Source organism: Uliginosibacterium sp. H1 (assembly GCF_036017065.1).
Lineage (GTDB): Bacteria > Pseudomonadota > Gammaproteobacteria > Burkholderiales > Rhodocyclaceae > Uliginosibacterium.
In genome coordinates, this window is sequence record NZ_JAYXHR010000004.1 from 140,047 (window position 1) to 161,051 (window position 21,005).

21 protein-coding genes are annotated in these 21,005 nt (G+C 66.4%); 16 read left to right on the forward strand and 5 right to left on the reverse strand.

What is annotated here, in order from left to right:
* Positions 1-16: 16 nt before the first annotated feature.
* A complete protein-coding gene (locus VVD47_RS19760; protein ID WP_327605245.1) occupies positions 17-649 on the forward strand; it encodes a retropepsin-like aspartic protease family protein in 633 nt (210 codons plus the stop codon).
* A 144-nt stretch (positions 650-793) separates the two neighbouring features.
* Positions 794-1,378: a CoA pyrophosphatase gene (locus VVD47_RS19765; protein WP_327605246.1), complete on the forward strand. Its 585-nt coding sequence runs from the start codon at positions 794-796 to the stop codon at positions 1,376-1,378.
* 103 nt (positions 1,379-1,481) lie between these two features.
* On the opposite strand, the gene rpsT is transcribed toward VVD47_RS19765, so the two are convergent.
* Positions 1,482-1,754, reverse strand: a complete 273-nt coding sequence (gene rpsT, locus VVD47_RS19770; RefSeq protein ID WP_327605247.1) for a 30S ribosomal protein S20 — start codon at positions 1,752-1,754, stop codon at positions 1,482-1,484.
* A 102-nt stretch (positions 1,755-1,856) separates the two neighbouring features.
* Between rpsT and VVD47_RS19775 the strand changes: the two genes are divergently transcribed.
* Positions 1,857-2,411: a hypothetical protein gene (locus VVD47_RS19775; RefSeq protein WP_327605248.1), complete on the forward strand. Its 555-nt coding sequence runs from the start codon at positions 1,857-1,859 to the stop codon at positions 2,409-2,411.
* On the opposite strand, the gene VVD47_RS19780 is transcribed toward VVD47_RS19775, so the two are convergent.
* The gene (locus VVD47_RS19780; protein ID WP_327605249.1) at positions 2,372-3,496 is read right to left on the reverse strand and encodes an aminopeptidase; all 1,125 of its coding nucleotides are present in this window, start codon (positions 3,494-3,496) and stop codon (positions 2,372-2,374) included. The genes VVD47_RS19775 and VVD47_RS19780 overlap by 40 nt on opposite strands.
* A gap of 245 nt (positions 3,497-3,741) precedes the next feature.
* Between VVD47_RS19780 and VVD47_RS19785 the strand changes: the two genes are divergently transcribed.
* The 4 genes from VVD47_RS19785 to VVD47_RS19800 all read left to right on the forward strand — a co-directional run bounded on the left by VVD47_RS19785 (position 3,742) and on the right by VVD47_RS19800 (position 6,720).
* Complete coding sequence (locus tag VVD47_RS19785) at positions 3,742-4,230, forward strand: hypothetical protein (protein ID WP_327605250.1); 489 nt, start codon at positions 3,742-3,744, stop codon at positions 4,228-4,230.
* Positions 4,227-5,564, forward strand: coding sequence for a GAF domain-containing protein (locus VVD47_RS19790; protein WP_327605251.1), 1,338 nt, complete (start codon positions 4,227-4,229; stop codon positions 5,562-5,564). Before VVD47_RS19785 ends, VVD47_RS19790 begins: the two co-directional genes overlap by 4 nt.
* Positions 5,565-5,723: 159 nt before the next feature.
* Complete coding sequence (locus VVD47_RS19795; RefSeq protein ID WP_327605252.1) at positions 5,724-6,185, forward strand: PilZ domain-containing protein; 462 nt, start codon at positions 5,724-5,726, stop codon at positions 6,183-6,185.
* 319 nt (positions 6,186-6,504) lie between these two features.
* Complete coding sequence (locus VVD47_RS19800; protein ID WP_327605253.1) at positions 6,505-6,720, forward strand: RNA-binding S4 domain-containing protein; 216 nt, start codon at positions 6,505-6,507, stop codon at positions 6,718-6,720.
* A gap of 3 nt (positions 6,721-6,723) precedes the next feature.
* Here VVD47_RS19800 and VVD47_RS19805 read toward each other — a convergent pair whose 3' ends face one another.
* Positions 6,724-7,974 (reverse strand): FAD-binding domain-containing protein, encoded by a 1,251-nt coding sequence (locus VVD47_RS19805; protein WP_327605254.1) that lies wholly within the window; start codon positions 7,972-7,974, stop codon positions 6,724-6,726.
* A gap of 117 nt (positions 7,975-8,091) precedes the next feature.
* Here VVD47_RS19805 and ppa point away from each other — a divergent pair, with 117 nt between their 5' ends.
* Entirely contained in the window at positions 8,092-8,640 is a 549-nt protein-coding gene (gene ppa / locus VVD47_RS19810) for an inorganic diphosphatase (RefSeq protein ID WP_327605255.1), read from the forward strand.
* Between the two features lie 87 nt (positions 8,641-8,727).
* On the opposite strand, the gene VVD47_RS19815 is transcribed toward ppa, so the two are convergent.
* Both VVD47_RS19815 and ybiB read right to left on the reverse strand, forming a co-directional pair.
* Complete coding sequence (locus VVD47_RS19815; RefSeq protein ID WP_327605256.1) at positions 8,728-9,132, reverse strand: DUF6572 domain-containing protein; 405 nt, start codon at positions 9,130-9,132, stop codon at positions 8,728-8,730.
* Between the two features lie 104 nt (positions 9,133-9,236).
* Positions 9,237-10,151, reverse strand: a complete 915-nt coding sequence (gene ybiB, locus VVD47_RS19820; RefSeq protein ID WP_327605257.1) for a DNA-binding protein YbiB — start codon at positions 10,149-10,151, stop codon at positions 9,237-9,239.
* A 117-nt stretch (positions 10,152-10,268) separates the two neighbouring features.
* Here ybiB and VVD47_RS19825 point away from each other — a divergent pair, with 117 nt between their 5' ends.
* The 8 genes from VVD47_RS19825 (at position 10,269) to VVD47_RS19860 (ending at position 20,880) form a co-directional block, all read left to right on the forward strand.
* Positions 10,269-10,763, forward strand: coding sequence for an LEA type 2 family protein (locus VVD47_RS19825; protein WP_327605258.1), 495 nt, complete (start codon positions 10,269-10,271; stop codon positions 10,761-10,763).
* 60 nt (positions 10,764-10,823) lie between these two features.
* Positions 10,824-11,135, forward strand: a complete 312-nt coding sequence (locus tag VVD47_RS19830; RefSeq protein WP_327605259.1) for a PP0621 family protein — start codon at positions 10,824-10,826, stop codon at positions 11,133-11,135.
* Positions 11,132-12,706, forward strand: a complete 1,575-nt coding sequence (locus VVD47_RS19835; RefSeq protein WP_327605260.1) for a sensor histidine kinase — start codon at positions 11,132-11,134, stop codon at positions 12,704-12,706. The genes VVD47_RS19830 and VVD47_RS19835 overlap by 4 nt, the downstream gene beginning before the upstream one ends.
* Positions 12,703-14,091 (forward strand): sigma-54-dependent transcriptional regulator, encoded by a 1,389-nt coding sequence (locus VVD47_RS19840; RefSeq protein ID WP_327605261.1) that lies wholly within the window; start codon positions 12,703-12,705, stop codon positions 14,089-14,091. The genes VVD47_RS19835 and VVD47_RS19840 overlap by 4 nt, the downstream gene beginning before the upstream one ends.
* Positions 14,091-14,654 (forward strand): 1,6-anhydro-N-acetylmuramyl-L-alanine amidase AmpD, encoded by a 564-nt coding sequence (ampD, locus tag VVD47_RS19845; protein ID WP_443081008.1) that lies wholly within the window; start codon positions 14,091-14,093, stop codon positions 14,652-14,654. Before VVD47_RS19840 ends, ampD begins: the two co-directional genes overlap by 1 nt.
* Before the next feature lie 312 nt (positions 14,655-14,966).
* Positions 14,967-17,852, forward strand: a complete 2,886-nt coding sequence (locus VVD47_RS19850) for a ribonucleoside-diphosphate reductase subunit alpha (RefSeq protein ID WP_327605263.1) — start codon at positions 14,967-14,969, stop codon at positions 17,850-17,852.
* 751 nt (positions 17,853-18,603) lie between these two features.
* Positions 18,604-19,716 carry a ribonucleotide-diphosphate reductase subunit beta gene (locus VVD47_RS19855; protein ID WP_443081002.1) on the forward strand — a complete coding sequence of 371 codons (1,113 nt, stop codon included), beginning with the start codon at positions 18,604-18,606 and terminating at the stop codon, positions 19,714-19,716.
* Positions 19,717-19,941: 225 nt separating this feature from the next.
* Positions 19,942-20,880 carry a hypothetical protein gene (locus VVD47_RS19860; protein WP_327605264.1) on the forward strand — a complete coding sequence of 313 codons (939 nt, stop codon included), beginning with the start codon at positions 19,942-19,944 and terminating at the stop codon, positions 20,878-20,880.
* Positions 20,881-21,005: the final 125 nt, after the last annotated feature.

The following is a 21,005-nucleotide window of genomic DNA, read 5'->3' on the forward strand; positions in this document are numbered from 1 at the left end:
ACATGGAGATGAGCGGGTGAAAAGATTCTTGCTGTGCAGCATTCTAAGCGCGTTGCCGCTGGCCGCGCAGGCCGTGGATGTGTCGGTCGTGGGCGTGTTTCCGGGCAAGGCCGTGCTGGTGCTGGATGGCGGCTCGCCCCGCATCGTGGCGGTGGGCCAGACGGCGAACGGCGTGAAGGTGGTGGCGGTGGAAGGCGACGTCGTGACGCTGGAGCAGGACGGTCGCCGCAGCAAGGTGCCGATGGGCGGGGCGGTGAGCGTTGGCGGCGGTGGCGGGACCGGGCAGGTGATCCATCTGCAGAGCGATGGGCGTGGCCATTTCGTCACCCCCGGCAGCATCAACGGTTCCGGCGTGACCTTCCTGGTCGATACCGGCGCGTCGTCGGTGGCGATGGGGCAGGGCACCGCGCGCGCAGCCGGCATCGATTACCTGAAAGGCGAGCGCGGCATGGCGAGTACGGCCAACGGCGTGGTGCCGATGTACCGCGTACGGCTGTCGCGCGTCACGATTGGCAGTGTGACGCTTACCGATGTGGAAGGCGCAGTGGTGCAGGTGGACATGCCGCACGTGCTGCTGGGCATGAGCTTCCTGAACCGGATGGAGATGCGGCGCGAGGGGCAGGTGATGACCCTCCGCAAACGCTTCTGATGAAGTCCGCGCGTAAAGCTACTGCGCAGCCCGATCCCGAAACTCCGGTGCTCAGCGTACAACCGTACGCTTCTGCTCCTCGTTTCGGCCTTGGGCTGCTCGCTACGCTTTCCGCACGGACTTCATGCGCGATGTGGCAGCGTGATGAGTGACCGCAAGTTACAGGCGCAGGATCTGCGCGAGCGCTTCGCTCAGTTGGGTGGCGTGTCGTCCATGGTTCAACAGGTCGACCCTGCGGACACTTCGGCGGGCGTGCTGATCCCGGTGGTGACTCATGAGGCAGGCCTGACGGTATTGCTGACGCGGCGTACCGACCATCTGTGGAACCATGCCGGGCAGATCAGTTTCCCCGGTGGCCGGGTGGAGCCAGGGGACGCGGATGCGGTGGCTGCGGCCTTGCGCGAGACGGATGAGGAGGTGGGCATTGCGCCGGCGCAGGTCGAGGTGCTGGGGCGTCTGCCGGACTTCGTGACCGGCACCGGATTCCACGTCGTGCCGGTGGTGGGGCTCGTCGCGCCGCCCTTGCAACTGAAGCCGGACCCCTTCGAGGTCGCGGAGATATTCGAAGTGCCGCTGGATTTCCTGCTGGATCTTGGGCGCTACCAGCACCACCGCTTCGAGCGGGCGGGGCAGGTGTTCCAGGTGCGTGCAGTGCCTTGGCCGGGGCAGTTCATCTGGGGGGCGACGGCGGGAATGCTGGCGTCACTGGCCCGCTGCATGGCGGACTGAGGGCCGGATCGTAAGCCCGTGCATTGCGCTGGCCGCAGAGAAGGGGGCCGGAAAACAAAAAACGCAGCCCGTGGGCTGCGTTTCTGCTGGAGCCTTGCTGCTATTAAGCGGCAGCGCCCATCGCCTTGATGGCGGCGGACAGACGGCTCTTGTGACGTGCGGCGGCGTTCTTGTGAACGATCTTCTTGTCCGCAACGCTGTCGATGATGCTTTGCGATTCCTTGAAGATTGCTTGTGCAGCGGCCTTGTCGCCAGCGTCCACAGCCTTGCGCACAGCCTTGATCGCGGTACGCAGACGGGAACGCAGGCTGCCGTTGTGGGCGCGGGCCTTGTTTGCCTGGCGAGCGCGCTTGCGGGCTTGTGCCGTATTGGCCATGGTTCGGTTTCCGTGTGTCAGATTCAGAGAGTCCGCGACTATAGCCAACTATTCAATGTGTTGCAAGGCCCCAAGGCGTCCGGACGGCTACAATCGCCGCCCATGGCCGCTGAATCCGACCTCCACCACGGTTTTCTCTACCTGGACCGCTTTACCTGCGTGCAGGAGAAAGAGGGGCTGCTCGGGCGGGACAGCCCGTACTTCCTGGTCTTCGTCGGTCATGCCGGACCCGGCGATGGTTGCGACGTGATACGGGTGAGGCACCCGGACTGGGAGGGGGCGATCGCGACCGGTGACACCCGGGTGACCGATGTGTGGGTGCATCACGCCGTGCATGGAACCAGCACCGTGCTGGTGGCCCTGCTGGAGCAGGACTGGCAATGCGACATCGACGATGCCGTGCTGGACGGCCTGCGCCGCGAGATGTCTGCCCACTGGCGGCATTGCCGGGAAACGGCAAGCCGGCCGGATGATCGTGCGGACAAGGCGGCGGTGCTGTTCGAGCGCAGTCTGCGGCGGGTGATGCGCAACGATCACCTGATCGGGCTGGCGCCGCTGCCGATCACGACCGACCACGGCGCGCTGCCGGTGCTGACGCTGGGCGGTGAAGACGCGCGCTACCGCACGGTGTTCCGCGTGCGCGCGCTGGTGCCCTGATCGCTGGCCGGTCCGCCTGCGGCAGCCGTGGCCGGTGGCTCGCCGCCACGTGCCAGCGCCGCTCGCCGTTCCTGTTCCGGCAGCTTGCCGAGCCGCTCGACCTCCGCATAGAACGCGGGCAGGTCGCCGCCCTGGCGTGCCAGCAGGGCGCTGAAGTCAGGCACCAGTGCCTTGTAGAGCCCCACCGAGTTGAGCGTGGCGTTGTTGAGATCCTGCGCGAACCAGCGGTCGTAGCCTGAAAAGCCATTCCAGCGGCTGGCCTTGAGTTGCTGGTAGTCGCTGCGCAGCGCGTCGAACAGGGCGCGCTTGCGGACCTGCTTGTCCGCTGCCGGCAAATCGCTGGCGTAGAGCTGGCCGAGCGATTCACGGGCTTTCAGGATCAGCGCCGAGAAGTCGGCGCGCGCCACCTGGCTGCGTTCGAACTGTTCGCGCAGCGCTTCCTTTCCAGGCTGGGCCAGCCAGCGCCGCACGCCGGCTTCTTCCACCGTGGCGGCGAAGGACTCGTTGAACTCGGTGTCGTCCTTCACATAGAGGACCTGATGCGCCAGTTCGTGGAAGATCAGGCGCGCCAGTTCCTGTTCCGGCCAGTTGATGAAGGACGACAGCAGCGGGTCGTCGAACCAGCCCAGGGTGGAGTAGGCCGGGATGCCGGCCACGTGGACGTCGAAGCCCTGGGCACGCAGTTCGGCGGCGCGGGCCTGGGCGTCGGCCTCGCCGAAGAAGCCGAGGTAGCTCACGCAACCGGCCACCGGCAGGCACCACTCCTGCGAATGCATCGACAGCGACGGCGCGGCGAAGACGTTCCACACCACGAAGGGCCGACCCAGGTCGGCGTAGCGGCGATAGCTGCCGTTGTCGGGCAGCCCCAGTTCGCGGCTGGCGAAGCTGCGGATCTCGCCGGCCAGGTCCAGGCGGGCCAGCAGCGCAGGCGGGGCGTCGGCGCGCATCTGCCCGATGTCGCGCGTGCTGGCCAGCAGGCTCATCTGACCGTGCGCGGCTTGCCAGTAGTAGCCGGGGCCGAGGCTGCAGCCGGTGAGGGCCAGGCTTGCGATCAGGGTGGCGCGGCGGAACGTGAGGGAAAGCATGGGCGGTCCTGGTGTCACTGGCGGGTCGTTGCGGACCCGTGGCGGCTGGACGAAGCCTGCACTGTATCAAGGGCTGGCGTCCGGGGTCGGCGCGCCGCGTCGCCGTGTGTCCGCGTATGCGTTGCATGGGTGTGTATGCGTTGCATGGGTGTATATGGCCGTGCATATCTGACTTCCGGGCGTGCCCGCTGCCCGCGGCTGCACCAAATGGCTAACATGTGCGCATCCATGCCGCTGGTGCCGCCATGTCCGATCCCCTGCCGCCACTGTTGTCAGAAGAGATCGTCGCCTTCATGAAGCGCGGCGTCTCCATCGTCGCCGCGTCGCGCGACGATTGCCTGCAGGCATCGATGGCGCGCGTGGGCGGATGTCACGTGGCGCCGGACCGGCGCAGCGTCACCCTCGTGCTGAGTGCGCGGCAATCGGTGGCCTTGCTGGCCGACGTGACTGCCTGTGGCCAGATCGCCGTGGCCATCACCGAGCCGAGCACGCATCGCACGGTGCAGCTCAAGGGCTCGGATGCCGTGGTGGAGCCGCTGCGTCCCTTCGACCACGCCAGCGCGGAAGCGCATATCGAGGCCTTCGTCGCCGAGGTGGGGCCGATGGGTTACGGTGAGGCGCTGACCCGGGCGGTGGTCCACCCGCGGCCGGATGATCGCGTGGCCATCAGCTTCACGCCGCTGCAGGCCTTCTCGCAGACCCCCGGCGCCAAGGCGGGCGAGGCCATCCGTTGAAGCCCAGTGTCGATGCCCTGCGCGGCGTGCTGGACGGTTCCATCCCGCCCATCATCGCCACCGTGTCGCGCGATGGCGTGCCCAACGTCAGCTACGTGTCGCAAGTGGAGTACGTGGATGCCGGGCACGTCGCGCTGAGTTTCCAGTTCTTCAACAAGACCCGCGAGAACATCCTGGCGCACCCGTACGCCACGGCGTACCTCACCGACAGCGATTCCGCGGCCAGCTACCGGCTGAGCATCGAGTACCTGCGTACCGAGACTGCCGGCCAGGTCTTCGAGCGCATGAAGGCGAAGCTTGCCGGCATCGCCTCGCACACCGGCATGGCCGGCGTCTTCCGCCTGCAGGGCGCCGACATCTACAAGGTGCTGGCGATCGAGAGCGTGCCCGGCGACACCGTGGCGCCACCGCCGCCACGCCGCAATGCCCTGGGCGCGTTGCGCACGGCCTCGGCCCGCATGGCACGCGCGGGGGACCTGGCGCAGTTGCTGGACGAAACCCTCGCCGCGCTGCACGAGGACTTCGACATGCCGCATGGCATGGTGTTGTTGCGCGAGGATGCCGGCAAGCGCCTCTACATCGTGGCGAGCCGCGGCTACCCGCAATCCGGCGTGGGCTCCGAGATCCCCTTCGGCGGCGGGGTGATCGGCACCGCGGCGGAGTACCGCACGCCGATCCGCATCGGCTACATGACCAACGAGTACGCCTACGGAATGGCGATGAGGGCGTCGGCGCTGGAGGCCGGGCTGCCCAGCGTGCAGGACGAGATTCCCTTCCCGGGCCTGCCGATGCCGCCCAGCCAGATGGCCGTACCCATCCTTGCAGGCGGGGAGTTGCTGGGCGTGCTGTACGTCGACAGCCACGAGATGTGCCGCTATGGCCACGCCGAGGAAGACGCGCTGGTCGTGCTCGCCAATCAGCTCGGCGGCGGTCTGCGGGCGTTCCAGCAGGCGGCCGATGCCGTCGAGGAAGCGGCCGAGCCGGTGGCGCCCCTGCATGCGGCGGGCGACCGCCGCCCGCTGCGGCTGCGGCGCTACACCGAGAACGACAGCGTGTTCGTGGATGACGACTACCTGATCAAGGGCGTGGCGGGCGCCATCTTCTGGAAGCTGGCGAGCGACTACACCCGTCACGGCCGGACCGACTTCTCCAACCGCGAACTGCGCCTGGACCCCGCCATCCGCCTGCCGGACATCGACGACAACCTGGAGGCACGGCTGATCCTGCTGTCGCGGCGCCTGCGCGAGCGCTGCGACGCCATCGCCATCGAGAAGACCGGCCGCGGCCGCTTCCGCCTGTGCGTGGCACAGCCGCTGGAGCTGCAGGAAAACTGATCCGCCCCTAGCGGCGACCCTGGTTTGCGCGCCCGCGCATGGGATGGGCATGGGACTGGGAACGGGGGTGGAACGGGGTGGCATGTAGGCAATTGCTTACTTGCTGTGACGCAGCAGTGTCCGATAATGGAAGTCCTGGTAGCAGCCAGAGAGGGCGCCATGGCAGCTGTAGTCAAGTCATCCCGGACATACATCCGGCATCCTTCCGACATGCCGATCGAGATTCACGCCGAGGTCGGCAGCGAGATCCGTGCGCCGGCCGATGAAGCCGGCCAGCGCCTGAAGGACATCAGTCTCGGCGGCCTCGCCTGCCGTAGCGATCAGCCCCTGTCCGAGGGCGATGTGGTGTGCATCACCATCCCGATCACCCAGCCGCCGTTCGAGGCCTGCGGGCGCGTCGTCTGGTGCATCCGCAGCGGCCGCTGCTACGACGTCGGCATCCAGTTCATGGCGCACGACGATGCCTTCGCCGCGCGCATGGTGGAGCAGATCTGCCATATCGAGCACTACCGCAACGAAGTGCTGCGCAACGAAGGCCGGGTGCTGGACAGCGAATCGGCCGCGATGGAGTGGATCGGCAAGTACGCGCAGGACTTCCCCAATCCCCACCTCATGCATTAGGAATGGCCAGGCGCCTGCTGCGCGGGCCGATGCCGGAATTCCGGTACTCGACGTACATCGCGTACGCCGCCGTTCCTCGTTCCGGCCGGGACCCGCTCGCTACGGCGGCTGACCATTCCTGCCGCACGAGAATCCACGGCGCGGCCCGATCCTGAAGCTGTGATGCACGTCGTGCTCCAGTCCGACTGTGCTTCTCCTCCCAGCCTCGGGCCGCTCGCCACGATTCCTGTCCGCGCCTCATCGTCACAGGCACACCCTTCAATCGTCTGGCGGCATAGGCGTTAAGCTTCGTCCCCTTCTCCAACCCTTGGGGGCTGCCATGACCGAACAGACTTTCACCCTCACCACCGAGTACATCGAGCTCGACAAATTGCTGAAGCTGCTGGCGATTGCGCCGTCGGGTGGCGCGGCGCGGGTGATGGTGGCGGAGGGCGAGGTGCGCGTGGATGGTGAGACGGAACTGCGCAAGACCCGCAAGCTGCGTGCGGGCAGTGTGGTGGAGGGCGAGGGCTGGTGCGTGCGGGTGGTGGGCTGAGCTTCAGGCCCCTGGCCCCCGCGTGGCATCCCGCAGGCGCCGCACCTGGCCGCGCATGGTGGTCTGCATCAGCGTCGGTGTCAGCCGGGTGATGGCGTTCACGTAAGACGAGAAACTCGCGCATGGCACGTTGGGCTCCGCCCACGGGGTGGGCGCTTCCTGCAGGCGTACGCCGGCGAGTTCCAGCGCCTCGCGATAGGCCGCGTGTGGCGTCCATACGCTGCTGACCGAGTGCGCCTCGGCCAGCCAGGCTTGCGCGTGGCGCAGGTCTCCCACCCAGACGTAGTCACAGCACTGCTGCATGCGGGCGTGCACGAAATGCCAGCGCTGGCTGCTCCACGGAAAGGCGGCGTGATGGGGCAGGTGGATCAGGCCGATGCGCAGGGCGCCGGTGTCCGGCGCACCGAGCATCCACGGATGCAGCAGTTGCACGTCACGGCCGCGCAAGCCGCCGCTGGGCGGCGGGTGCGCACTCCAGGGCGGATGGGCGAGCAAGCGCGGTTCCCGCATCGGCAATGGACGCAGGGCTTCGGCTTCGACGGCGGCCGCGCTGGCGGCGAGGGCTTCCAGTTCCTCGTGGCTGCGGTCGATGGTGGTGCCGGGGCTGGCCATGGGCGGCGCCAGCCGCGCGACGTTGTCGGCGTTGAAGAGCCAGGGTTTGTCGCTGAAGCAGCCGGCGACCCACTGCCAGGAGAGATGGTTCGAGGCCGGATCGCCATCCAGCAGGTGGGCGAGCATCCAGTCCGCGCCGCTGCGCCAGGCCACCTTGCGCAGATGCACGACGTAGCTGGCCAGCCACAGGCGCTGCTGCTTCGGCAGGTGGCCGGTGGCATAGAGCTGGCGCACGCTGGCGTCGATGGCTGGCACCCCGGTGGCGGCCATGCGGATATCGGTCGGCAGGTGTGCGGCGTAGGCGATGCGATGGCCGGGCGGTAGCCAGGTGCGCGGCCGGACATCTTCGAAGATGCCGTCGCCCAGGTGGCGCCAGGTGTGCTGGTGGTAGCAGCGCCAGGCGAGGTCCTGGCACAGTTTGTCGGCCAGCGTGAGGCCCAGGTGCTGTTGCCAGACGTGGAACAGTTCGGCGGCATTCACGATGCCGTGGCTGAGGTAGGGTGACAGGCCGGTGGCACCGTCCAGCGCGCCGTGGTTGCGCGCATACAGGTCGGGCTGCACGGCCAGGGCACGGCGCAGGGCGGTGAAGCGCAGTGGCGGGAAAGCTGCGACGGAATGGTCCGTCCGGTCCGGGCAGGTCATGCCGGCATGTTAGCGGGAAGGCACGGAATCAGTGTTTGCCGCGATGCTGCAAGACAGCAAACTGTCAGCGCCCACCCCTATAATCGGGCGCACCCACAAAATTCAGAGACAGCCTTCATGGGATTCAACAGCGTTTCACCGGGCGTCGACGTGCCCAACGACATCAATGTCATCGTCGAGATTCCGGCCCACGCCGACCCGATCAAGTACGAGATCGACAAGGATACGGGCGCGGTCTTCGTGGACCGCTTCATGGGCACCACGATGTCCTACCCCTGCAACTACGGCTACGTGCCGGGTTCGATTTCAGGTGACGGCGACCCCACCGATGTGCTGGTGATCGCGCCCTTCGCGCTGATTCCCGGCGTGGTGATCCGCTGTCGCCCCATCGGCGTGCTGAAGATGGAGGACGAGGCCGGCGAGGATGGCAAGGTGCTGGCGGTGCCCGTCTCCAAGCTGACGCCGCTGTATGAGCACGTGAAGACCTATGCCGATCTGCCGCCCTTGCAACTGCGTCAGATCGAGCACTTCTTCCAGCACTACAAGGACCTCGAACCCGGCAAGTGGGTCAAGGTGCTGGGTTGGGAGGGGCCGGACCACGCCCGCCAGGAGATCTACGCCGGCGTGCAGACCTACCAGGCGCAGGCGGGGCATTCGACCGACTGAGCGCGCTTGCCGCCGATGAACTGTCGCCCATGAAAAACGGCCGCGATGATCGCGGCCGTTTTTCATGGCTACCAGTTTTCGCGGACCTCAGCCCGCGTAGGAGGGCTTGGCGTCGGGCGGCACTACCATCTTGTAGCCGATGCTTTTGGCGGCGAGTTGCTTGCGCTTCTCCTCCAGGAATTTCCTGGCCTTGGCGTCGGGCTGGTGCGCCAGCACAAAGTCGACGCGTACCGGCTTCTTCTGCGGGTTCACCTTGTTGATCGGTCCCCGCGCCACGAAGTCCAGGTAGCCCTGCACCTTGGCGTCGATGCGCGCAAAGGTGCGGGCATGGTCCTTCCAGTTGTCGCCGACGTTCAACCCGAGCACGAAGCTGCCCGGTTCCTGGCTCACCGAGTCCAGGCTGCGCGGTGAATCGAGTCCCTCTGCCGCATGGGCGGGGGCGGCGAGCAGGGCGAGCAGGCACAGCAGGGTGCCGAGAGCGGTCTTCATCATGTCTCCTTTGTCGGTCGCGCCATCTGGCGGGCGCGTCGTTGGTGTGGCGTGTAACCGTGCGGCGATTATAGAGAGGACTGCCGGCGGCTCAGGTGTCCGGCTGCTCAGCTGCCATTGGCCAGGGCCCGGAGCAGGGCGACCTGTTCGAGGATCGGCGTCGGCACCGGTGCTTCGCCCGCCAGCATCGCGCGGACGATGGCGGTGTTGGCCGGCACGCTGCAGTCGGCGTCGGGCATCTCGTCCGCATCGCTTTCGCCCTGCTCGCAGGCAACCCGGGTGACACCGTGTTCTACCACCAGCATGCGCGGACGGCGACGCGGGTGGGCATAGGCTTCGCCCTCGGTGCCGCGCATCAGCAGGGCGTGGCCGTCCTCGTCGCGCAGGTATTGCTCCATCGTCACGAGATAGGGCGGATGGGTCACCGCGATGACGCGCACGCTGCGCCGCGGGCAGGGGTCCAGCATCTTGGCCAGCGTGTGCCCGCTGTTGCGCACGCCCAGGCGCGGGCGCAGCGCGAGCAGGCGATCCAGCCCCGGGTTGAGCAGGTGCAGTGGCAGGACCGCCAGGCGCCGCGAAGCGAGCTGTGCTTCCGCCTCGCCGATGCTCGCTGCGCCAGGGATATCCAGCGCGTCCAGCAGTTCGAAGGGGCTGACGCGCGAATCGAAATCGTGACGTCCCTGGATCAGCACCGGTACGCCTTCGCGTGCCAGCAGCAGGGCCACCACCGGCATCAGGTTGGCCTGCTTGCGTCCGCCGTTGTAGGTGGGCAGCACCACGCAGCGCGGGCCCGAAGACAGGTCGACGTGCGCGGTGGCGGCGTCCATCGCCGCCTTGAAGCCGGCCAGCTCGTCGCCGGATTCCCCCTTGATGCGCAGCGACAGCAACATCGCGCCGAGCTCCATGTCCGGCACCTCGCCGGCGAGGATGGCGGCGAAGACCTGCCGGGCCTGTTCGCGTGACATATCCTTGGCACCCTTGGCGCCCCGGCCGATTTCCTTGATGATCGCTGCGTAGTTCATGCCGCGATTATCGCCAAGCGCTCCCGTGCCACCAAGCGGAGTCGCAGCACGCTCCGGCCCGTCCTCTTCGATCCGCATCGCGATCTGCCTCACGACCTGCATCCACATCCATATCCCATGTCATCGCGTATCCGTAGCTGCCTTGTCGTCCTTGCAACCGGCCTCGTACTGGCGGGCTGTGCCAGCCTGCTCGGCCTGAAGTCGCCCGAGGTGACGCTGGCCGATATCCAGCTTGCGGACAGCCGCCTGCTGGAGCAGCGCTTCCGGCTGGCGCTGCGCGTGACCAACCCCAACGAGCGCGAGCTGGCTCTGGAAGGCGTCAGCTTCCAGATGGAAGTGAACGGCCAGCGTTTTGCGCAGGGCGTGGGAGCCACGCCGGTGGTGGTGCCGAAGCTGGGCGACGCCCTGGTGACGGTGGACGGTTCCGCGCAGATCGTGGCCTTGCTGCGGCAGTTGCCGCGCCTGGCGGACGCGGGCGGCAAGCTGCGCTACCGCCTGCGCGGCGAAGTCATCACGCGCGACTACGGACGCCTGCCCTTCGATCGCAGCGGCGAGTTCGACCCGGCCTCTCTGCTGGAGCCCGCAGCCAAACCGCGCGCCGAGTCGCTGTAGACTAGGCGCATGCGACGTCTGCCTCCCGCCCCGACCGGGCCCGGCGCGCGTGCCACGTTCGTGCGCACGCTGTCGGCCATGGTTCGTGGGGTTTCCCGGTTCGCCCGGGGAATACTGTCTTTCCTGCTTGGTGCCATGCAAAAACTGCTGTTGTTCATCCTGCTGCTGGTCGGCATTTACTTCCTGCGTCGCGCGCTGACGGCCAAGTCGCGCGGCGGTGCTGACAAGGCGCAGGCGCCTGCGCCGGACGGCGAATCGATGTTGGCCTGTTCCCGCTGTGGCGTGCTGGTGCCGCGCAGCGAAGGCGTCAGCGAGAGCGGCCATTTCTATTGCGGCGCCGAGCATGCGCGCCTGGGGCCGCCGCATTCATGACCACCCTCCTGCCGCCGACCGCGGTGGATGAGCTGTCTGGCGAGGCCGAAGCGCGGGCCACTTCGCTGCGCTATTACTGTTTCTACCGCATCGTCATTGCCAGCCTGCTGGCGGTGTTCGGTGCCGTGCTCAAGCTGGGCAGCGAGCTGCCGGCCCTGTTTGCCGCCACCATCGGCGCCTACTGGCTGGCGTCCATCGCGGCGCTGATGATCCTGCCACGCTCGGAGCGCGCGCAGCGGCGCTGGCTGGCGGTGCAGGTGATCGTGGACGTGGTGGCGCTGACGGTGCTCACCCATGCCGACGGCGGTTACCGCAGCGGCATCCCCTATCTGCTGATGACCAGCCTCGCTGCCGCCGGCCTGGTGGCACAGGGGCGCATGGTGCTGGGGTTCGCGGCGCTGGCCACCATCGCGGTGCTGATCGAGCACAGCCTGCGCGTGGGCGCCGGCATGTCGGAGGTCGGCGAGTATTCGCGCATCGGCCTCATCGGCATGGGCTACTTTGCGGTGGCGCTGGTGTCACGCATGCTGGGCCGGCGTGCCGCGCAGAATGCGGTGCTGGCGCAGCAGCGTGGACAGGATCTGGCGCGCCAGATGGGCATCAATGCCCGCATCATCGAGGACATGCAGGACGGTGTGATCGTGCTGGACCACGTCGGCCAGGTGCGCCTGGCCAACCCGCAGGCGGTGGCGCAGCTCGGCCCGGCGCTGCGCCCCGGTGGCCACATCGGCGAGGCGTCGCGTGAGCTGATGCGGCGGGCCCTGCTGCATGACGTGGACGATCCTGTGTTCCGCGCCGAACATGGCGGCACTACCTTGCGCCTGCGCCAGGTGCAGGTGGACGACAGCGGGACGCTGGTCGTCTACCTGGAAGACCTGGGTCGCCTGCAGGCCCAGGCCCAGCAGATCAAGCTGGCGGCGCTGGGCCGGTTGACCGCCAACATCGCGCACGAGATCCGCAATCCGCTGGCTGCCATCACGCATGCCAGCGAGCTGATGCTGGAGGAGAAACGCGCCGAGATGCAGAGCCGCCTGGTGCGTATCGTTCGCGACAATGGCGCGCGCATCGAGCGCATGGTGCGTGACGTGATGGACCTGGGCCGGCGCGACCGCGTGACGGCGGAGGCGCTGGACATCGCCGCCTTCGTCGGCACCTTCCTCGATGAGCTGGCGATGCCCAGTCCGCAGATCGTGGCGATGGTGACGGCGGAGTGCGAAGCCAGCTTGCGGCTGCGTTTCGACCGGGTGCACCTGCACCAGATCCTCACCAACCTGGTCAGCAATGCCTGTCGCTATGGCAGCGGCCAGCCCGGCAGCGTGCGGGTGGTGGGGCGCGCGCAGGACGACGCAATCACGCTGACGGTCAGCGACGACGGTCCCGGCATTGCCGAGGCCGACCGCGCCAAGGTCTTCGAACCGTTCTTCACCTCGGACCCCAAGGGAACCGGTCTGGGGTTGTATATTGCGCGCGAACTGGCCGAGGCCAATGGCGCGCGGCTGGCGTTGCTCGAACCGGGCGAGACTGCTTCACCGGGAGCGGTTTTCCGGCTGACCGCGAGGAGAGCGGATTGACTACACAAGGGACGACAGGCGGCGAACGTCGTGCGCGCGCACGCACGGCCGACGTGCTGGTGGTGGATGACGAGCAGGACATCCGCGAACTGATCGAACTGTCGCTGATGCGCATGGGCTTGGGCGTGGACGCCGCCGGCAGCGTGGGCGAGGCGCGAGCCCTGCTTGCCGAGCGCAAGTACCGCCTGTGCCTGACCGACATGCGCCTGCCGGACGGCGAGGGCCTGGAGGTGGTGCGTCACATCGCCACGCATTGCGCGGATACGCCGGTGGCGGTCATCACCGCCCACGGCAGCATGGACAATGCCGTGGCCGTGCTGAAGGCGGGTGCTTTCGACTACCTGTCCAAGCCGGTGACCCTGGAGCAATTGCGCGCGCTGGTGAAATCCGCGCTGGACGTGCAGGTGCGGGAAGAGCAACCGCGTACCGGGCAGAAGCTCATCGGCGAGTCGCCGACGATGGTGCAGGTGAAGGGGCTGATCGACCGCCTCGCGCGCAGCCAGGCGCCTGTATACATATCCGGCGAGTCCGGCAGCGGCAAGGAGCGCGCCGCGCGGATGATCCACGAACTGGGCCCGCGTGCTCAGCAGTCCTTCGTGGCGGTGAATTGCGGGGCGATTCCCGAGAACCTGATGGAGAGCGAGTTCTTCGGCTACCGCAAGGGCGCCTTCACCGGCGCCGAGAGCGACCGCGAGGGCTTCTTCCAGGCCGCGCATGGCGGCACCCTGTTCCTCGACGAAGTGGCGGACCTGCCGCTGGCCATGCAGGTCAAGTTGCTGCGGGTGATCCAGGAGCGTCGCGTGCGGCGTGTCGGCGATACGCAGGAGCAACCGGTGGACGTGCGCATCATCTCGGCCACCCACCAGAACCTGCGCGAGCGGGTGGAGCAGGGCCGCTTCCGGCAGGATCTGTTCTACCGCCTCAACGTCATCGAGCTGCGCATGCCCAGCCTGCGAGAGCGGCAGGAGGACATTCCGCTGCTGGCCCAGGCCATCCTCCTGCGACTGGCCGGTGACGGCGGCCCGACGCCGCCACGTCTGACCGAAGCCGCGTTGCGTGCGCTGTCCAACTACGCCTTTCCCGGCAACGTGCGGGAGCTGGAGAACATCCTCGAGCGCGCGATGGCACTGTCGGTCGGCGCGGAGATCGATGCCGGCGACCTGATGCTGGACCCGTCGCACGAGGACGACGTCGCGTTGACCGGCGTGGATCTCAACGGCGAGGGTGGCGGGTTGCAGCAGTACCTGGACCGGGTGGAGAAGCAGGCCATCCTCGACGCGCTGGGCAAGACCCACGGCAACCGCACCGCCGCGGCCCGCCTGCTGGGCGTGACCTTCCGTTCGCTGCGCTACCGCATGGAGCGCCTGGACATGAAGGGCGAATGATGGCGGCTGGCTGGCGACTCGGCGCCGATGGCTGGCTGACTGGCGCGCGTCATGTCCCGTCGCCCAACTGCGACGAGCGTCCGGCGGGAGAGCGGGTCGGCCTGATCGTCGTGCACGCCATCAGCCTGCCGCCGGAACAGTTCGGCGGGCCGGGCATCGACCAGCTTTTCACCAACGCGCTCGATCCCGCCGAACACCCGTACTACGCCGACATCCAGCACCTGCGCGTGTCGGCGCACTTCCTCATCCGGCGCGACGGTGAGCTGGTGCAGTACGTGCCCACCGGTTCGCGTGCCTGGCACGCCGGTCAGTCCGTCTGGCGCGGACGCGAGCGGTGCAACGATTTCTCCCTCGGCATTGAGCTGGAGGGCAGCGACACCCAGCCTTTCGAAGCCGTGCAGTACGAAGTGCTGGCGAACCTCGTCGGCCTGCTCGGCGAGCATCTGCCCGTCGAGGGAATCGCTGGCCACAGCGAGATCGCGCCGGGTCGCAAGACCGACCCGGGCCCGCATTTCGACTGGGGCCGTTTCTACGCGCTGCTCGGCCGCCTGCCCTCCTGCTGAGATTCCCCGCGCCAGCGAGGCCTCGCTGGCGGTTGTTGCGTTCCTGCCAACAAGAAACCTGCAAGTGAAAAATCCCTTGCAGGCGCTTGCGCGCCGTCGCATCCGGTGCTCTCTCCCATGCTGCAAGGGATTGGGCGCCGCCTAGGGAAAGACCTGACTCCAGTTGCCCGTCCGGGACAGATTTCCGGGCTTGTAGTGTCGGCGGGATACCACTAGACTTAGTTCCATTCACCGCCGGGACTACTACCTATAGTAGTTCCGCCAGAAACAAGTCACTCCCGCCAAAGCGGTCTGCCCCTCAGGAGAGTTTTCATGCAGCTTGCGACCGAGTCGTCCGTCAGCCCGTTCATTCCCGGCACCACGCCGGCCGCGTCTTCCGGCACGCCCGCCGGTGCCATCGCCGATTACCACATCATCCGTCGCAACGGCGCGGTGGTGCCGTTCGAGCCGAACAAGATCGCGGTGGCGATGACCAAGGCCTTCCTGGCGGTCGAGGGTTCGCATGGTGCCGTGTCGGCCCGCGTGCGCGACGTGGTGGCCCAGCTGACCGATTCCGTCGTGCGTGCACTGCTGCGTCGCCAGCCGCACGGCGGCACCTTCCATATTGAAGACGTGCAGGACCAGGTCGAGCTGGCCCTGATGCGTTCCAGCGAACACGACGTGGCCCGTGCCTACGTGCTGTACCGCGAGAAGCGCTCGGCCGAGCGCGCTGCGGCCAAGGCCGCCGAGCCGTCGCAGGCGCAAGCGGCATTGCATATCGTCGAGAACGGCGTGCGTCGTGCGCTGGACATGGGTGCCCTCAAGGCTTTGGTGCAGTCCACCTGCGACGGCCTGGGTGACCAGGTCAGCGCCGACACCATCATCGAAGGCGCCTTGCGCAACCTGTACGACGGCGTGCCGGCCGACGAACTGCGCAAGGCCCTCATCCTGTCCGCCCGCACCCTGATCGAACGCGAGCCGGCCTACAACTACGTGACCGCCCGCCTGCAGCTGCACGTCATCCGCCTCGAAGTGCTGGGCGAGGAAGCCCTGCAGGGCGAGATGGCCACCCGTTACGCCGAGTACTTCCCGCGTTACATCAAGATGGGTATCGAGGCCGAGCTGCTCGACCCGAAGCTGGCCCAGTACGATCTGGCCCGCATCGCCGCCGCCATCGATTCCAGCCGTGACCTTCAGTTCGGCTATCTGGGCCTGCAGACGCTGTACGACCGCTACTTCCTGCACATCGAAGAGCGCCGCATCGAACTGCCGCAGGTGTTCTTCATGCGCGTGGCCATGGGCCTGGCGCTGAACGAAGTGGACCGCGAAGGCCGTGCCATCGAGTTCTACAACGTGCTGTCGAAGTTCGATTTCATGAGCTCGACGCCGACCCTGTTCAACGCCGGCACCCTGCACTCGCAACTGTCGTCCTGCTACCTGACCACGGTGGACGACAGCCTGGACGACATCTACGGCGCGATCAAAGAGAACGCCATGCTGCAGAAGTTCGCCGGCGGCCTGGGCAACGACTGGACCCCGGTGCGCGCGCTGGGTGCCCGCATCAAGGGCACCAACGGCAAGAGCCAGGGCGTCATCCCTTTCCTGAAGGTGGTGAACGACACGGCGGTGGCGGTGAATCAGGGCGGCAAGCGCAAGGGCGCGGTCTGCGCCTACCTGGAAACCTGGCACCTGGACATGGACGAGTTCCTGGACCTGCGCAAGAACACCGGTGACGAGCGCCGTCGTACCCACGACATGAACACCGCCAACTGGATTCCGGACCTGTTCATGAAGCGCGTGATGGAAGGCGGCCAGTGGACCCTGTTCTCGCCGTCCGACGTGCCTGACCTGCACGACAAGTACGGCCGTGCCTTCGAGGAGGCCTACTCCGAGTACGAGCGCCGTGCCGACCGTGGCGACATCAAGCTGTTCCGCCGCCTGCCGGCCCAGCAGCTGTGGCGCAAGATGCTGACCATGCTGTTCGAGACCGGCCATCCCTGGATCACCTTCAAGGACCCGTGCAACATCCGCTCGCCGCAGCAGCACGTCGGCGTGGTGCACAGCTCCAACCTCTGCACCGAGATCACCCTGAACACCTCGGACACCGAGATCGCCGTGTGCAACCTCGGCTCGGTCAACCTGCCGGCGCACCTGGGCAAGGACGGCGAGCTGGACCACGACAAGCTGCGCAAGACCATCCGTGTGGCCATGCGCATGCTCGACAACGTGGTGGACATCAACTACTACGCCGTCGGCAAGGCCCGTAACTCCAACCTGAAGCATCGTCCGGTCGGTCTGGGCATCATGGGCTTCCAGGACTGCCTGCACGCCAAGCGCATCTCCTACGCGTCCGACGATGCCGTCGCCTTCGCCGACCGTTCGATGGAAGCCGTCTGCTACTACGCCTACTGGGCCTCGACCGATCTGGCCGAAGAGCGTGGCCGCTACAGCAGCTTCAAGGGCAGCCTGTGGGATCGCGGCATCCTCCCGCTGGACTCCATGAAGATGCTGGCTGAAGAGCGTGGCGGTTACCTGGAGGTCGATACTTCCTCGACCCTGGACTGGGAAGCCCTGCGCCGTCGCATCGGCCAGGTCGGCATGCGCAACTCCAACTGCGTGGCCATCGCCCCGACGGCAACCATCTCCAACATCATCGGCGTGGATGCCTGCATCGAGCCGACCTTCCAGAACCTGTTCGTGAAGTCCAACCTCTCCGGCGAGTTCACCGTCGCCAACGAGAGCCTGGTGCGCGACCTGAAGAAGCTGGGCCTGTGGGACGAAGTCATGGTCGCCGACCTGAAGTACTTCGATGGCTCGCTGGCCAAGATCGACCGCGTGCCGGCCGAGCTGCGCAGCCTCTACGCCACCGCCTTCGAGATCGAACCGAAGTGGCTGGTGGAGTGCGCGTCGCGCCGCGCCAAGTGGATCGACCAGGCGCAGAGCCTGAACATCTACATGGCCGGGGCCTCGGGTCGCAAGCTGGACGAGACCTACAAGCTGGCGTGGGTGCGTGGCCTCAAGACCACCTACTACCTGCGTGCCCTGGGCGCTACCAGCGCCGAGAAGTCGACGGGTCGTGGCGGCGAATTGAACTCCGTGCCCGTCAGCGGTGGTGTGTCGGCCGCAGCAGCGGGCGCCGCAAGTGGCATGGGCGACGGTGCGGCCGAGGCTGCGAAGTTCTGCTCCATCGACAATCCCGAATGTGAGGCCTGCCAGTAAGGCAAGCCGGGTCGCGTATCGACGGCCCTCCGCCGGGCGAGCTGCGTAGCGTTCGCCCATCCGGCTGGTTCTGGTGCAGTCGTCGCGCGTGAGCGCACTGGTCGATGCGGAGCAGGTGACGCTGGAACGCGAAGCAGGTCGATGCGATGAAAGTCAGGTGACGAAGTTCGTCACCTGGCTCGCGGATCTGCCGTCGTGAAGCGCAGGGAGTCGTCTCTCCAGGCGCCACCGGTTTGTGGAGAGCGAGTGTTCATGCGCTTCTCCGCCACGCAGGGTCTGATGGCGTGCGCTGTGCGCCGGAGGCAGGTGAGGGCGATCCGGAGGCGAAGGGTGTCACGTTGGTGACGTCGCTGAGCCGGTCGACGAGGCTCGTCGTCGAGGTCGCGGCGAGTGAGTGATGTGGTGTCGACACGACGCGTCGTGCGTCGACACGAGAAGAAATTTTTCGCCGGGGCGACGAGCGGTTTACACGCATGAAGATGCGTCGCGAGAGTCGATGCAGCGCAACAGCGATGCCCGGAGAATGAGGATTGGCGCGTGTCTACGCGAAGTGGTCAGTGATGCGATGAAGTGCGTGTTTGTTGCACGAAGCACACAACATCACAGCGGCATGTGCGACACGACTCAAGAAAAATATTGATTGCGACGACAACTTGGATTAAAGGATAAGAGAATGCTCAACTTTGAAGATGACCTGAGCCCGGTGATTCACACACAGCCCCGCGTCGAACCAGTCAATTCGCATACTGCGATGCCGCAATCGCACACGGGACTCGCTTCCTCTTTTGCCTCCCAAGCTTCGTTGTCCTCCACCGCTTCCGCAGTTTCCGAATCCAAGCCTGACGACCGCCGCATCAACGTCGCTGACAAGCGCGTGATCAATGGCGCGACCGACGTCAACCAGCTGGTGCCGTTCAAGTACAAGTGGGCCTGGGAGAAGTACCTCGCCACCTGTGCCAACCACTGGATGCCGCAGGAGATCAACATGGCGCGCGACATCGCGCTGTGGAAGGACCCGAACGGCCTGACCGAGGACGAGCGCCGCATCGTCAAGCGCAACCTCGGCTTCTTCGTCACCGCCGATTCGCTGGCCGCCAACAACATCGTGCTGGGTACCTACCGCCACATCACGGCGCCGGAGTGCCGCCAGTTCCTGCTGCGCCAGGCCTTCGAAGAGGCGATCCACACCCACGCCTACCAGTACATCGTCGAGTCGCTGGGCCTGGACGAAGGCGAGATCTTCAACGCCTACCACGAGGTCGACGTGATCCGCGCCAAGGACGAGTTCCTGGTGCCCTTCATCGACATCCTGACCGACCCGAACTTCAAGACCGGCACGCTGGAGACCGACCAGCAACTGCTGCGCTCGCTGATCGTCTTCGCCTGCATCATGGAAGGCCTGTTCTTCTACGTCGGCTTCGCGCAGATCCTGGCGCTGGGTCGCCAGAACAAGATGACCGGCGCGGCCGAGCAGTACCAGTACATCCTGCGCGACGAGTCGATGCACTGCAATTTCGGCATCGACCTGATCAACACGATCAAGCTCGAGAACCCTCAACTCTGGACCCCGGAATTCCGTGAAGAGATCCGTGGCCTGTTCCAGCAGGGCGTCGAACTGGAGTACCGCTACGCCGAGGACACCATGCCGCGTGGCGTGCTGGGTCTCAACGCTTCGATGTTCAAGGAATACCTGCGCTTCATCGCCAACCGCCGTTGCCAGCAGATCGGCCTCGATGCGATCTACCCGGGCGCAGAGAACCCCTTCCCGTGGATGAGCGAAATGCTCGACCTCAAGAAGGAACGCAACTTCTTCGAAACCCGTGTGATCGAGTATCAGACGGGTGGGGCCTTAAGTTGGGATTGATGACGAGCCATCACCACAGCTTCTCCGACGCACCGCGCCTGTCCTGCGATTTCTCCGCAGGACAGGGCGGTGCGTTTTTCCATGTCGAATTCAAGAATGCCGCGCATGTCGCGGCTGTATCTGCCGTGCATGAGCACGGTGTTGCACCAACCGTGCTGTCACAGGCGGGGCGGTGCTTTTTTGTAGGCTGACCAACCTGTACTGCTAACTGAAGGAGGTGTAACCATGGCAACTGCTGCCAAACCCGTGAAGAAGGCCGCTGCTAAGCCGGCCGCGAAGAAAGCTGCTCCGGCGAAGAAAGCCGCTGCTAAGCCCGCTGCCAAGAAGGTTGCCGCCAAGCCGGCCGCCAAGAAGGCAGCTGCCAAGCCTGCAGTGAAGAAGGCTCCGGCCAAGGCCGCTGCCAAGCCGGCCGCCAAGAAGGTTGCCGCCAAGCCCGCAGCGAAGAAGGTTGCTGCCAAGCCGGCCGCCAAGAAGGCTGTCGCCAAGCCCGCAGTGAAGAAGGTTGCCGCCAAGCCGGCCGCCAAGAAGGTTGCTGCCAAGCCCGCAGCGAAGAAGGTTGCTGCTAAGCCGGCCGCCAAGAAGGTTGCTGCTAAGCCCGCAGCGAAGAAGGTTGCTGCTAAGCCGGCCGCCAAGAAGGTTGCCGCCAAGCCCGCAGTGAAGAAGGCTGCTGCCAAGCCGGTCGCCAAGAAGGCTGCTGCACCGAAGGCCAAGCCGGCTGCCAAGAAGGCTCCGGCCAAGGCTGCCGCCAAGCCGGCTGCGAAGAAGGCTGCACCTGCCAAGAAGCCGGTCGCTGCGAAGAAGCCTGCGGCTGCGAAGCCCGCTGCGAAAAAGGCCCCGGCAAAAAAAAAGTCGGTAGCTAAGAAACCGGCCGCGAAGCCTGCCGCTGCTGCAGCACCTGCTGCGGTTGCGGCTCCCGCGGCCAAGCCGGTTGCCAAGAAGGCGCCGGCCAAGAAAGCTGCTCCGAAGGCCAAGCCCGTCGAGAAGAAGGAAGCTGCCAAGCCCGCTGCTGCACCGGCCCCCGCGCCTGCTGCTGCACCGGCCGCACCGGCTGCCCCTGCTCCCGCACCGGAAGCCAAGCCTTCAACCGCTGCTACGCCGGGCCTGAAGTCGTCGCTGAATCCGACTGCTGCCTGGCCGTTCCCGACGGGTTCGCGTCCGTCCTGAGCGACAGCGTTTCAGCGCTCAAGCGGGTGTCCATGACACCCGCTTTTTTTTCGTTCATCGAATCTGTGGCGCTGGAGTGCTTTGCAGGCCTTGCACACATGACGCGCCGGAAATGACAACGGCGC